Source organism: Streptomyces sp. NPDC001678 (assembly GCF_042892945.1).
Classification (GTDB): Bacteria; Actinomycetota; Actinomycetes; order Streptomycetales; family Streptomycetaceae; genus Streptomyces.
Map to the genome: position 1 here is coordinate 703,466 of NZ_JBIAUP010000001.1, position 12,385 is coordinate 715,850.

Below are 12,385 nucleotides of genomic sequence, written 5' to 3' on the forward strand. Positions count from 1 at the left end.
GGCATGACACCGCCGATATCCATGGAAAGACGCACCCGGCACACCAGACGGACCCGGTCGATCCTCCTCCGCACCCGCGGGAAACGCGCGCGGGCCGCCGCCGCCCTGATCCTCGCCTCCGGCGCCTCCTTCGGCCTGCTGCTGGCCGCGCCCGGCCCGGCCAGGGCGGGGTCGAACCTCGTCGTCAACCCCGGCCTCGAGTCGATACGGGCCTCGGACGCCATGCCCACCTGCTGGGAGAAGGCCGGCTGGGGCGACAACGACTTCACCGTCACCACCACCGACCGGTCCCAGTCCCACAGCGGCGGCAGGGCCCTGTCCGTCTCCGTCACCCGCCGGGTCAGCGGCGACCGCAAGGCGCTGATGGCCGAGGACAGCTCGTGCGCGCCCAGTGTGACGCCGTCCCACCAGTACGACCTGTCGCTCTGGTACAAGAGCACCACCCCGGACGCCTCCATCACGGTCTTCCGCCATGACGTGAAGACGGGCTGGCAGTACTGGACCGACCTCAAGACGCTGCCGGTCAGCGCCGGCTACACGCGGGCCACCGTCCGTACGCCCGTCGTGCCGCCCGGCACCGACCAGATCACCTGGGGCGTCTCCGTATACGGCACGGGCAACGTCACCACCGACGACTACGTCATGGAGGACGCCACCCAGCCCGCCGCAGGGGCCGTCTGCACCGCCGGGGACGCGTGCGTCAAGGGCAGCTGGGCGGTGATGCCCTTCAAGAACCCGGTCCGCAGCATGCACTCGGTCGTCCTCCACAACGGCAAGGTGCTGCTGGTCGCCGGCTCCGGGAACGACCCGGCGATGTTCAAGGCCGGGACCTTCACCTCCGCCGTCTACGACCCGAAGACCGGCGCGATGAAGACGATCCCGACGCCGGTCGACATGTTCTGCGCCGGGCACGTCCAGCTCTCCGACGGCCGGGTGCTCATCATGAGCGGCAACAAGGCCTACCCGGCGGCCGACGGGAGCCACGGCTACGAGGGCTTCAAGGACAGCTACGTCTTCGACCCGTCGTCCGAGTCTTACGTGAAGACGAACGACATGAACGAGGGCCACTGGTACCCCTCCGCGACCCTCCTCGGCAACGGCGACGTCATCAGCTTCGGCGGCCTGAAGGAGGATTCCACCGGCAGTGTGACCGCCGAGAAGTTCTCCCAGGCGCAGCAGAAGTGGCTGCCGCGCACGGAGGTCAATCAGACCTGGTCGTACTGGGGTCTGTACCCGTCGATGATCCTGATGCAGGACGGGCGGCTCTTCTACTCCGGCAGCCATGTCTTCGGCAACGGCACCCCGGGCACCGGCGCGTCGGTCTACGACTACGACGCCAACAAGATCACGGACGTGCCGGGCCTCCAGGACAAGGACAACCGCGACCAGTCGATGAGCGTGCTGCTGCCGCCCGCGCAGGACCAGCGCGTCCTGACCATGGGCGGCGGGCAGGTCAACACCAACCCCGAGGCCAGCCGTCTCACGGACCTCATCGACCTCAAGGACCCCAACCCCCGCTATACACCCGGCCCCTTGCTCCCCCAGGGCACGGTCGACCAGGGCCAGGGACCCAAGCCCGAGACGGGCGCGCAGGGCAAGATGTACGTCTCGGCCGTGCTGATGCCCGACGGCAAGGTGCTGGAGACGGGCGGCGGGCTCCACGACCGGGCGGACCCGGTGTACGAGGCGTCGATGTTCAACCCCGCGACGAACACCTTCCAGGCGGGCATGGCCACGGACCCGATCCCGCGCACGTACCACTCGTCGGCGTTCCTGCTGCCGGACGGCCGGGTGATGGCGGTCGGCGACAACCCGGGCAACGGGACCTTCGACGACCACGTGTCGATCTACACCCCTCCGTACCTCTACAAGGGCGCGCGGCCCCAGATCACCTCGGTGGCGAACAACCGCTGGCAGTACGCGAGCACGCAGCGGATGACGGTCGACCGTCCCGTGGTGAAGGCGGAGCTGATCCGTCCGGCGGCGGTCACTCATTCCTCCGACCCGAATCAGCGTTTTGTGGACCTGCCGATGACGGTGGGCGCTGACGGAACGACGATCGATCTGAACGTCACCAGCAACCCGAACCTGGCGCCGCCCGGCTGGTACATGCTCTTCGCCGTGGACGCGGACGGCGTCCCGTCGGTGGCCTCCTGGGTCCATCTCGGCGGCCCGGACGCGCTGGAGGCGCCCAAGGGCAAGGCGGCGACCCCGGCTGCCCCGATGGTGCACGACTTCGCGGGGAAGATGACGGAGAAGGGGAAGGGCCCGGATCCGGCCCGTACGTCCCACCCGGTGCCGGCGACGATCTCGGGCTGCGACCGCCACTACGGCGCGGAGAACGTGTGCGTGCCGACGGTCTTCCCGAAGACGGTCCCGCCGACGACGGCGGGCCGCTGCGCGTGGCTGAAGGCGCACGACTACGGCGTCCTGAAGCTCAACGGCCGCGACGACCCGCTGAAGCTGGACCCGGACAGGAACGGGCGCGCCTGCGGCTGAGCACGGGAGAAAACCGCGTTGGCGAGGGAATCACCCGGTGGAAGGATGGCTCGGTGAACATGGCACAGCACCGGAACGCCCCTGTCGTGCGCCCCATCACCGACGCCGACATCCCCACCGCGGTCGACATCCTCGCCCGCGCCTTCGCCGACTACCCCTACACGCGGCACGTGATCGCGGCGGACGATCACGAGGAGCGGGTCCGGCGGTCCCAGGAGCTGTGCCTGACCCGCATCGGCATGGTGTACGGCCGTGTCTGGGTCGCCGACGGAGGCCGCGCCGTGGCCGCCTGGGCCGTTCCCGGCCAGGACCCTTCGCCCGCCTTCGCCGAACTCGGGCCGATCCTCGGCGAGCTCAGCGGCGACCGGGCCACCGCGTCCGCGGCCGCGGACGCGGCCGTCGCCCCGTACCGGCCGCAGGAGCCCGGATGGTTCCTGGAGACCGTGGGCACCGCCCCCGAGGCCCAGGGGCGGGGCCTCGGCAGCGCGGTGCTGGTTCCCGGCCTTCAGGAGGCCGAGCGTGCTGGGTATCCGGCGTTCCTGGAGACATCCAGCGAGGCGAACGTGCGGTTCTACGAGCGCCTCGGCTTCAAGGTCACGGCCGATGTCCGGCTCCCCGACGACGGCCCCCGCACGTGGTGCATGCGCAGGGACCCGCACGGATCGCGCGATGACAGGATGACGGCATGGTGACGAACGAGCCGTGGGCGGCGATCCACTGTGACCTGCTGGCGGCGAAGGCGCGGGTGTACGACCCGAGCGGTTTCGTCTGCTCGCAGCCGGCACCCGAACCGGAGAGCGCCGAGTACGCCGCCTGCGCGTTCACACTGGACGGCCGCTCGGTGCGGTTCCGCGTGGCCAAGACCACGCCCACGAAGGTGGGGCAGTTCGTCACCGTGTGGCAGCGGTCCGAGGCGGGGCCGATCCGGCCGTTCGATGCCGCCGACGGCGTAAACCTCTTCGTCATCAGCAGTCGGGACGACGACGGCTTCGGGCAGTTCGTGTTCCCGCGCGAGGTGTTGTGCGAGCGCGGCATCGTCTCCCGCGACGGCTCCGGCGGAAAGCGCGGATTCCGCGTCTATCCGCCGTGGGTGACCACGACCAGCCGGCAGGCCCGCGCCACCCAGGCATGGCAGGTGAACCACTTCTTCAGCCTCGGTCAGGACGGACCCGCCGACCTGACACGAGCCCGCGCCCTTTACCACTCATAGGCACACCACCCATAGGCATACGCCTTGAATCGCTTGGAGTCGTCGATGACCGTTCGTCGTGTCGTGCCCAACGTTCAGTCGGAGGCAGTGGAGGAGAGCCGGGAGTTCTACGGCCTGCTGGGCTTCGAGGAGGTCATGAACCACGGCTGGATCATGACGCTCGCCTCTCCGTCCCATCCGGCGGCGCAGATCAGCTTCATGGCCGACGACAAGACCGCGCCGGTCGCTCCGGACATGAGTGTGGAGGTGGACGACGTGGACGCGGCCTACGCGGTCATGCGGGAGCGCGGCGCGGAGATCGTGCATCCCTTGCAGGACGAGGAGTGGGGAGTGCGGCGGTTCTTCGTCCGCGACCCCAGCGGCCGAGTGATCAACGTGCTGGGCCACCGCTGACGTAAGACCGTCCGCCCACGACCGTTTGGAGGCAAGGTGAAACACCTGGGAATCCTGGGACACAGCGCGGAGGGCGCGGCGCTGTGCTTCCGTACGTTCTGCCGGAAGGGCTCCGCGGAGCTCGGGCCCCACGAGCACCCGGACGTCACCCTCGATCTCATCGCCATGGCCCGTTCCATGCCGGCCTGGGACGCGGGCGACCACGACACGGTCCGCGCGCTCTTGTCGGTCAGCGCCGACCGCCTCGCCCGCGCGGGAGCGGAGTTCTTCATCTGCCCCGACAACACCGCCCACATGGCCCTCGAACGCCCCGGCGCCGACCTCGCCCTCCCGGGCATCCATATCGCCGAGGTCGTGGCGGACCGCGCCGCGCACGACGGCCACAAGCGGGTGGGCGTGCTGGGCACGCGCTACACGATGGACGGCCCGCTGTATGCCGAGGCGTTCGCGCGGCGCGGCATCGCGGCGGAGGTCCCGGACCCGGCCGACCGGCGTCTGGTCAACGACGTCATCTTCGACGAGCTCGTCAACGGCGTCCTCGACGAGCGCTCGCGCCGCGAATACGTACGGATCATCGAGGCGCTGGCCGCCCGTGGCTGCGACGCGGTGGCCCTCGTCTGCACGGAGATCCCCCTCCTGATCACCCCGGACGTCTCCCCGCTCCCCACCCTCGACTCCACCCGCCTCCTCGCCCACGCGGCCTTCGAGACCGCCGTGGGCCGGGCGCCCCTGCCGACGTGGCGGGGCGGGCCCGTCGCCGACGGCGATTAGCTCCTGACCTGCCCCTTGGTGTAGAACACTGCGGCGATCGAACATGATCACGACAACTTTTCTTCACGGGGGAAGAACATGAAGGCAACCCGACGCCTCGTCGGAGCCCTTGCCGTCGTCGCCGCACTCGGCGGCGGCCTCACCGCCTGCGGCCCGGACTCGGACACGGCGAGCGGTACGACCGGCGGCTCCAGTGCCTCGGCCAAGCCGGCCGACGGCGCCAAGGGCGGCTCCAAGGGCGAGCCCGGCGGCGACTGCGGCACCCCGCCGCAGCTGCCCGCCGGCCACAAGATGGTGGAAATCGCTGTCCCGCCGTCGAAGGGCTCGATGTCCGCCAAGGACGCCAAGCCGACCTGCACGCCCAACGACTGGATCTACCACGGCCAGGGCGAGGCCAAGTACTACATCTTCGCCCCGGAGACGAAGGCCGAGCTGGCCCTGGGTTCCGGCAAGACGAAGGACGTCCCCGTCGGGGAGCTGTGGATGCACGCCGGTGACTGCCTGACCAACTCGAGCGCGGTGAAGCAGCCGTACAGCTGCTCCGGCAACATCTACGACATCACGACGAACTCCGAGGGCAAGGTCACCGGCATCAAGGAGATCTGGCACCCCTGACCCTCGCGGGATGGAGCGAGGCGGGGCGAGACGGGGCGGGGTACGAACCCCGCCCTCCTGGTCACTTCCCCCTCAGCCGTTCATCGGCTTCCTCTTGTGTCATCGTGACGGCTTCCGACAACGGGATGCCCATCCTTTTCAGCGGGCAGCCGGGGTAGTGGTCCCGCCTGTCCTCAGTGGCATCACACTTGGGACATTGCCGAGGAAGCGCTCCGGGCATCACTTTCCTCCTTGCCGGCATCCAGAGCCGTCATTTCCTGATGATCAACCTCGTGGACTTCACGATCAGCCCACCCAGAGGTACGCCGCAGACCGCCACCGATCCTGCGGCGATCCAGCGCCACAGGGGCGTCACCTCATGCGCCGGTGGCACCAGGACCAGGACGCCACTGACGGCCATGAGCATGAGGCCCCAATAGAAAACGGCCAGCGCCAGGCGCATCCACCTGAACCACTCCGCGAATTCCGACTTCTGCTCCTCCCCCAGGTCTTTCGCAAGGTCCTGAGGGAGCCTGTCCAGCGGACCCCACCAGTTCTCGACATCCTGACGGGAATACAGGTGCCGGCTGGCCACCATCCCCAGCATCAGCGCCACGATCATGAGGATCGTCGTCAGAGTGAGCGCGATCAGTAAGGGTGCCGCCCAGCGGAACGGTTCACGCTGCCCGATCACGATCCCCAGCAGTGCACTGCTCGCACCGGCCAAGAGCGGTGCCGCGACCGTGAACACCTTGTCGTACGCGGCCCCTTCGCCCAGCCGACCAGGCCTCCGCCACATATACGGGTCTTCCACCACGGGAGTGGCCGCCTCGGCCGTCGGGGGCGGCCGGCCGCCGCCGCTCCGCCGTGTGAGGAAACGCGGCCTCGCCATTTCTCACCCCCGGGCCCGATGGAGCACCAGAAGAATTACAGCACGCCGATTCGAGGCGAAGCACGCGAATCGGCCAGGAGGCCGGGCAGGGCGGGGCGGGGTGCGAACCCCGCCCCGAGCGCCCGCTACGGCTTCGATCTCACCGCACGTCCCACTGCGGCAGCAGGTGCGTGTCCCGGAAGTGGCTGCGGATGGCGATCGACGCGTCCTGAATCTCGTCCAGGGCGCGCTTCTCGGCCACGGCCTTCCGTCGTGCGCCTTCGAGTTCGACGCAGTCCGTGCATCCTGCGGGCGAGATCCACCGGGACGTGGACTTCTTCTTCGGGTGCGCCAGTTCGAACCACAGCGTCTTGCCGAACCTGCGGCGGTCGTAGGTGCGGCTCCCCCAGTCGTCGGCCCACAGCTCGACGATACGGAGGCCGCGCCCTGCTTCCGCGTGCGCGGCGGGTTCCGCGGTTCGACCACGGCGGCTGAACAGCGCGGGCACGACGGGACTCGTGTCCCACACGTTCACCCGGAGCCGGTCGCCCTCCCGGCAGTGGAGACGGAGGGTGCACGGGCCGTTGGTGTGCCGGTGGGCGTTTGTGACCAGCTCACTGGTCAAGAGGGTTGCCTTCTCGGCGATTTCGGACAGCGCGTGACTGTCCAGGACTGCCTGGATGGTCACGCGAGCGATGCCGGGTGCGCGAGCGTCGCGCGGCAGTTCGAGGAGGTAGGACCAGGGCTGAGGCGGCGATACGGTTGCCATGAAGTCTCCTGGGAGAGTGGCTGGTTGGCGCTACCGTAGCCCTATCCGTATAAGCACCAACACGGCTTCGCCTAAGACCTAACCCCAACCACTCGCATGGGCGATGCGAGCGAACTTATGCACGACTGAGGAATGGTGCGGATGCCTGTCCGACCCCACGTAACAGCGCGGCAGCTCCGCCTGGGCGTTGAACTACGCAAGCTGCGCGAGCGCGCGGGGCTGTCATCAACCGAGGCAGCTCGCCTGCTCGGAACGAATCAGACCCAGATCAGCAACATCGAATCCGGCCGTGTCGGCGTCAGTGACGAGCGCGTGCGCACTATGGCCCGCAACTACGAGTGCTCGGACACGGCCCTGGTCCACGCGCTCACCACCATGGTCGGTACTCGCAAGCGCGGCTGGTGGGAGGAATACCGCGAGACCCTCCCGGCCGGGTTGGTCGACCTCGCCGAGTTCGAATATCACGCCACTGGGCTGCGGGCAGCCCAGGCCATTACGATCCCCGGACTACTGCAAACACCGGAGCACGCTCGCGCCGTGTTCCGTGAAGCGGTTCCGAAGCTGATGCCGCACGAAGTCGAACACCGAGTCTCCCACCGCATCAAGCGACAGGAAGTCGTCTACCGCGATGGCGCGGCCCCATTCAAGGCGATCATCCACGAGGCCGCGCTGAGGATGCAGTTCGGCGGAGCTGAGACGGCCAAGGCCCAGCTTGTACATCTGACAGAGGTGAGCCATCGGGACAACGTCACCGTCGTGGTAATCCCGTTCGACGGCACCTCTTTTCCTATCTCCGGCCACGGCGTCGACTACATGCACGGGCCCGTGCCACAGCTCGACACCGTGGTCCTGGACGCCGCCTACGGCGGGTTGCAAATCGATGCTGTCGCCAAGCTGGAGAGGTATCGCTTGGTGCTGGACAGGATGGAGCAGGTCGCGCTGCCTCCCGACGCATCACGTGACCTCATTCACCGCATCGCGAAGGCACTCTGAGGCAAACCATGACTGTTTTCACCTGGCAGAAGTCCTCGTACAGCGGAGACGACTCTTCATGCCTCTACCTGGCCCCCTCCCCCACCGGAGGGATCCACCTCCGCGAGAGCGACGACCCCGACGTCATCCTCACCACGACCCCCGCAAGACTCCGCCCCCTGATATCCCGCATAAAGGACGGCGCCCTCATCCCCCCGACCCCCGATAGAGCGGATCCGTAAGATCGGCCCTCACGTCACGAGCCAGCGCGGGCCGCGACAACCCGCGAGCCCGGCGGAAGATTTCGTCCATCGGAACGTCGATCTGCGGCACCCCCCACCCCACGAGCTTCGCGATCGACGTCCCATAGGCCACTCCCCGCACGCCGCCCCACACCAGCACCCCCGCGCACATCGGGCAGGGCTCGGCCGAGGTCACCACGACGTGCTCCGACAGCTCGAACCCACCCCCCACCGCCTCGCGGACGAGGTTCGTCTCGGCGTGGGCGGTGGGGTCGCCGCTCTCGCCCGTGTTGCTCGCGCCGGCGACGACCGCGCCGGTCTCGGCGTCGACGAGGACCGCCCCGTAAGGCCACTTCGCCGCCGCCCGGGCGTACTCCACGGCAGCGGGCATGGCCCGCAGCACAGCCTCCCGCAGCGGCGGGGGCCAGTCGCCGGACCACCCCGGATCGAACGCGCGCGGACGCGCCTGCGGCGGCACGGCGCGGGTCAGGGAGAGCGGGGCGGCCGTGGCCGCCGTAAGACTCAGAACGCGTCGCCGCGAGAGGAAGGTCACCGCGCCATCCTCGCCCCCGCCGCATCACATGACAGCGGAATCCTCCGGACGTCACCCAGCCAGAGGCGGATTTCAGCTGACACGCAGAGGGCAGCCCAGCTCCGGCTCGGCGCGGTTCGGGGAGCAGGTCACCAGCGCCACGGACAGGAACGAGGTGCCGCGCAGGTAGAACCCGAGCGATACGTCACCGCCCTGTGCCAGCCGCTCGGCGGCGGAGGCGGCGAGGGCCGCCGGCCGGGGCGTGTGCTCGGTCAGCCGTTCCGCCAGCCACTCGGCGGCTTCCTTGGGCTCGTCCCATGTGCCCTGGATCAGCCTGGGTGGTTTCAGCAGCCACAGGGCCGTCTCGATGGGCGGGATGTCGGTGGTCTTCCAGGCGGTGACGGCTTCGCGGTAGCGCTGCTGTACCTCGTCGGGGCTGGTGGGGGCCGGTGGGACGGACGGTGGTGGGCGGCGGACGCTCTCCTTGTCGAAGGCGGCCTTCTCGCCGGCCCAGAGGTACCCGTGAACGTGCAACTCGTCTTCCTGTCCGGGGAACGTGGGTGACGGCCCCCGCCTCCTCCGGAAGGCGGGGGCCGCCGGTTACGGGGCCGGTCAGGCCGTGAGGCCGAAGCGGCCGGGGTCGATACCCGCCGCGTTCAGCTCGGCGGTGGTGAACCTCAGCGGCTGCGCGTCGGGCCGCTTGCTGTCACCGAGGGCGAAGGCGTCCTCGGCGATGCGGGCGAGGGTGACGCACGATTCGCCGTCGGGGTGGGTGTTGCCCCCGCACGCCGTGGCGAACCGTGCGCCGTCGATGTCGAGCCCGTACAGGTCAGTCATGGCGAACCTTCCTGGTAGTCGGCCGTTCCCGGTCATGAGGAGACGCTAGGGACAGGGGGGTACCCGGTGCGAGAAAGTTGCATCCGGTTGCAGGCCAGTTAGTCGAGGGCTTCGATCGCGGCGGTGATGAGCGCACGCGCCCGGGAGCCGTACACGGCTCGTTTCTGCAGTTCGGCGAAGGTCTTGAGGTAGTCACGCACCTCGCCGGGAGCGGTCACGGTGACCTCGGCAGTCAGCAGCTCGACGTTGACGTGCTCGTCGTCGTAGACGTTGAACGTTTCCACAGTCCAGATAGGCCGTTGCCCCTTGGCGGGGATCACGCCCAGGCTGACCGAGGGGAGGAACATCACCGACAGCAAGTGTCTGAGTTGAGCGACCATCGTCTCGTCGTCGCCCAACTGATATCGGAGGACTGCCTCTTCGAGGAGCATGACAAACCGCCGGTTGCCCTCGCGGAGTACGCGAGCCCGCGCGAGACGGGCCGCTACCGCCTCGGGGATGTCGTCCCGGAGGTCCCTCAGCCACGCGGCCGACTCAAGGACCGCTGTCGCGTATCCCTCGGTTTGGAGGAACCCGGGGATGAGGCCGGAGCTGTACACACGGAAATGCTTCGTGCGCTCATACAGGGGAACGCGACTCTGTTGGATCTGGCGAAGCGTTTCCTTCCTGTGAAGCCGTCTCCACTGCACGTACATGGACTCGACAGCGCGGTTGGCTGCGATGAGGTCGGCGGCTTGGTCTCCAGCGCCGCAGGCAGCACACCACGCTCGGATGTCGGCGTCCGAAGGAGCCGTCTTGGCGTTTTCGATGCGACTGGACTTGGCCTTATGCCAGCCGCAGCGAACAGCCAGATCGTGACCCGTGAGTCCTGCGTCCCGCCTGATCTCTTTAAGGCGGCCTGCCAAGGCTTCACGGGCTGCCTGGGCACTGGACGAGGGAACAGTAGGCATGATCTGGCTGTCCGGCAACGCTGGAGGTTTGGGTCAGACCTTGTACTCCTCGTGCGGGATGCCGCGCTCCCACACGGCTTCGAAAGCATTGGCGCACAGCTCGGCGACGGCCCGGTCCTCGATGTGCTCGAAGCCAGCGCCGTCACCATCACCGGTGAAGTGATTGAACCTCACCAGGTGATCGTCGAAGACCCAGAAATCGTTCCCCGGCAGCGCGATGTCCGATGCCCGCCGACGCGGCAGCCAGCGAACCTGCTCACCCGCGCCGACGTTGACAACGGTGGTCGCGTGCTCGTACTTGATGTACTCGCTCACCGGCTCGGAGACGATGCGGGCCCGTCGCATGACCACGCCCCGGGCGACAGCACCTCGTACCAGCGACGTCCAGCGGGACCACCCCTCCGACTCCGGGTCAAGGTCTACTTCGCCGGTACGCTTCCACTGCTCGAACTCCTCGGCTTCGCCGGCGATGCCGTAGCTGTCACGCATCTCCAGGTGCACCGCAGAGCGCGTGGCCGAGTTCAGCAGTTCCTCAAAGCTTGCCCGCTGCGGCTTGTTCTGCGGCATCGCACGCCTTCCTGATGATGTCGATCATCCGGTACGGCATCCGGACAACCGCTTCCGTGTCGGGGTGAGGGCTGTTCTTCCGGCACTCGGCCAGGGTCTTCTCGTCTGCCAGCCAGCCCTGGAAGAGGATGTCGGGCTCGGGTTTCATCTCAACGTCTACCCACGCCGCAGGGCACTGGTCAGTCTTCGTCTCTGGGTCGATCCCGACGAACAGTAGCGCCATCGCTGCCTCCCGTGTCGAGCCCGATGCGATCAGGTGCATGTGACGATCTGCCCTTTGCACCGCCCCGGTCAAGAGGGCGCGGCTACGGCACGATCCCCGCGCGCTTCGCCGCCAGGACCGCCGAGACGCGGTTGTTCGTGCCGAGCTTCCGGTAGACCTTCTCCAGATGACGGTTGACCGTGTGCGGCGAGATCGTCAGACGGCGGCCGATGCCCGCCGCCGTCAGGCCCTCGGCCAGCAGGCCCAGGACCGTCAGCTCGCGCGGCGTCAGGTCGTGGCGGGGCGGGGACGGGCCGCCGGCCGGGGCGATCACCAGGCCGGATCCGGACCCGGCTCCGGATCCAGGTCCGGGCCCGGGTCCGGGCGGGGACGGGGGCACGGCCCCCGGGACGGCGTCGGCCACCGCGCGGCGGAGGCGGTCGAGTTCGCGGACGTGGCGGTCCGCACGGAGCAGGAGCGGCTGGACGCGCGCCGTAAAAGCCAGTTCGTGGGCGGTGAAGTCGCCGCGGCGGCCGAGGCTGACGGCGCGCATTTCGCCGGGGAAGCCCAGGAGGGGGATGCCGAGCTGGTGGGTGGTGCCGTAGTCGCGGCGGGCCTCGCTGTACCAGGAGGAGTTACGCCAGTTGTCGCAGATCTGGGTGATGCTCACGGGGCCGGCGCCCGCGGCTTCCATATAGGCGATCAGGGGGTGCCGCTGCTCGACCCGGCGCCGGATGACGTCGCTGACGTCCGGGCCCATGGAGTCGGGGGCCCAGCCCTGGGCGTAGCCGGTGCGTTCGGCGAGGCGGATGCCGGCGAAGATGACGGTGTCGCAGCCCAGTGCTTCCTGGAGGCGTCCGGCCATCAGGTGCCAGAGGGAGTCGGGGTCGTCATGTTCCAGGACGGCCATGACGAGGTCGAGCATGTGCTCGTAGTCGCGCGCGTGAAGTCCTGACATGGCGGGCCCGCTTCCTCT

The 12,385-nt window shown here is 68.6% G+C and carries 17 protein-coding genes; 8 read left to right on the plus strand and 9 right to left on the minus strand.

The genetic code is table 11. The features are described from left to right. Nucleotides 1-21: 21 nt before the first annotated feature. From ACFYZR_RS03165 to ACFYZR_RS03190, 6 genes are all read left to right on the plus strand, one after another. Nucleotides 22-2,499, plus strand: a complete 2,478-nt coding sequence (locus tag ACFYZR_RS03165; protein ID WP_391904147.1) for a galactose oxidase-like domain-containing protein — start codon at nt 22-24, stop codon at nt 2,497-2,499. Nucleotides 2,500-2,558: 59 nt separating this feature from the next. Next, on the plus strand, nt 2,559-3,191 hold the full coding sequence (locus ACFYZR_RS03170) for a GNAT family N-acetyltransferase (RefSeq protein ID WP_391904150.1): 633 nt from the start codon (nt 2,559-2,561) through the stop codon (nt 3,189-3,191). Next, nucleotides 3,185-3,709 carry a MepB family protein gene (locus tag ACFYZR_RS03175; RefSeq protein ID WP_391904153.1) on the plus strand — a complete coding sequence of 175 codons (525 nt, stop codon included), beginning with the start codon at nt 3,185-3,187 and terminating at the stop codon, nt 3,707-3,709. The genes ACFYZR_RS03170 and ACFYZR_RS03175 overlap by 7 nt, the downstream gene beginning before the upstream one ends. 45 nt (nt 3,710-3,754) lie before the next feature. Next, the gene (locus tag ACFYZR_RS03180; protein ID WP_391904155.1) at nt 3,755-4,102 is read left to right on the plus strand and encodes a VOC family protein; all 348 of its coding nucleotides are present in this window, start codon (nt 3,755-3,757) and stop codon (nt 4,100-4,102) included. A 36-nt stretch (nt 4,103-4,138) separates the two neighbouring features. Beyond that, nucleotides 4,139-4,873, plus strand: a complete 735-nt coding sequence (locus ACFYZR_RS03185) for an aspartate/glutamate racemase family protein (protein WP_391904158.1) — start codon at nt 4,139-4,141, stop codon at nt 4,871-4,873. 78 nt (nt 4,874-4,951) lie between these two features. Continuing rightward, nucleotides 4,952-5,488: a hypothetical protein gene (locus ACFYZR_RS03190; RefSeq protein WP_391904161.1), complete on the plus strand. Its 537-nt coding sequence runs from the start codon at nt 4,952-4,954 to the stop codon at nt 5,486-5,488. A 250-nt stretch (nt 5,489-5,738) separates the two neighbouring features. On the opposite strand, the gene ACFYZR_RS03195 is transcribed toward ACFYZR_RS03190, so the two are convergent. Further along, the gene (locus tag ACFYZR_RS03195) at nt 5,739-6,284 is read right to left on the minus strand and encodes a hypothetical protein (protein ID WP_391904163.1); all 546 of its coding nucleotides are present in this window, start codon (nt 6,282-6,284) and stop codon (nt 5,739-5,741) included. Between the two features lie 214 nt (nt 6,285-6,498). Next, a complete protein-coding gene (locus ACFYZR_RS03200; RefSeq protein WP_391904166.1) occupies nt 6,499-7,107 on the minus strand; it encodes an ATP-binding protein in 609 nt (202 codons plus the stop codon). 141 nt (nt 7,108-7,248) lie between these two features. Here ACFYZR_RS03200 and ACFYZR_RS03205 point away from each other — a divergent pair, with 141 nt between their 5' ends. Beyond that, entirely contained in the window at nt 7,249-8,100 is an 852-nt protein-coding gene (locus ACFYZR_RS03205; RefSeq protein WP_391904169.1) for a helix-turn-helix domain-containing protein, read from the plus strand. Between the two features lie 8 nt (nt 8,101-8,108). Next, complete coding sequence (locus ACFYZR_RS03210) at nt 8,109-8,321, plus strand: DUF397 domain-containing protein (protein WP_391904172.1); 213 nt, start codon at nt 8,109-8,111, stop codon at nt 8,319-8,321. On the opposite strand, the gene ACFYZR_RS03215 is transcribed toward ACFYZR_RS03210, so the two are convergent. The 7 genes from ACFYZR_RS03215 to ACFYZR_RS03245 all read right to left on the minus strand — a co-directional run bounded on the left by ACFYZR_RS03215 (nt 8,287) and on the right by ACFYZR_RS03245 (nt 12,367). Then, nucleotides 8,287-8,874: a nucleoside deaminase gene (locus ACFYZR_RS03215; protein ID WP_391904174.1), complete on the minus strand. Its 588-nt coding sequence runs from the start codon at nt 8,872-8,874 to the stop codon at nt 8,287-8,289. The genes ACFYZR_RS03210 and ACFYZR_RS03215 overlap by 35 nt on opposite strands. Before the next feature lie 72 nt (nt 8,875-8,946). Beyond that, nucleotides 8,947-9,387, minus strand: a complete 441-nt coding sequence (locus tag ACFYZR_RS03220; protein WP_391904176.1) for a hypothetical protein — start codon at nt 9,385-9,387, stop codon at nt 8,947-8,949. 78 nt (nt 9,388-9,465) lie between these two features. Continuing rightward, nucleotides 9,466-9,690 carry a DUF397 domain-containing protein gene (locus ACFYZR_RS03225; RefSeq protein WP_391904179.1) on the minus strand — a complete coding sequence of 75 codons (225 nt, stop codon included), beginning with the start codon at nt 9,688-9,690 and terminating at the stop codon, nt 9,466-9,468. A gap of 98 nt (nt 9,691-9,788) precedes the next feature. Continuing rightward, nucleotides 9,789-10,658, minus strand: a complete 870-nt coding sequence (locus ACFYZR_RS03230) for a helix-turn-helix domain-containing protein (protein WP_391904182.1) — start codon at nt 10,656-10,658, stop codon at nt 9,789-9,791. A gap of 15 nt (nt 10,659-10,673) precedes the next feature. Continuing rightward, the gene (locus ACFYZR_RS03235) at nt 10,674-11,207 is read right to left on the minus strand and encodes a DUF6879 family protein (protein ID WP_391904185.1); all 534 of its coding nucleotides are present in this window, start codon (nt 11,205-11,207) and stop codon (nt 10,674-10,676) included. Beyond that, nucleotides 11,173-11,469 (minus strand): hypothetical protein, encoded by a 297-nt coding sequence (locus ACFYZR_RS03240; protein ID WP_391904188.1) that lies wholly within the window; start codon nt 11,467-11,469, stop codon nt 11,173-11,175. The genes ACFYZR_RS03235 and ACFYZR_RS03240 overlap by 35 nt, the downstream gene beginning before the upstream one ends. 43 nt (nt 11,470-11,512) lie before the next feature. Next, the gene (locus ACFYZR_RS03245; protein WP_391904191.1) at nt 11,513-12,367 is read right to left on the minus strand and encodes a response regulator transcription factor; all 855 of its coding nucleotides are present in this window, start codon (nt 12,365-12,367) and stop codon (nt 11,513-11,515) included. Nucleotides 12,368-12,385: the final 18 nt, after the last annotated feature.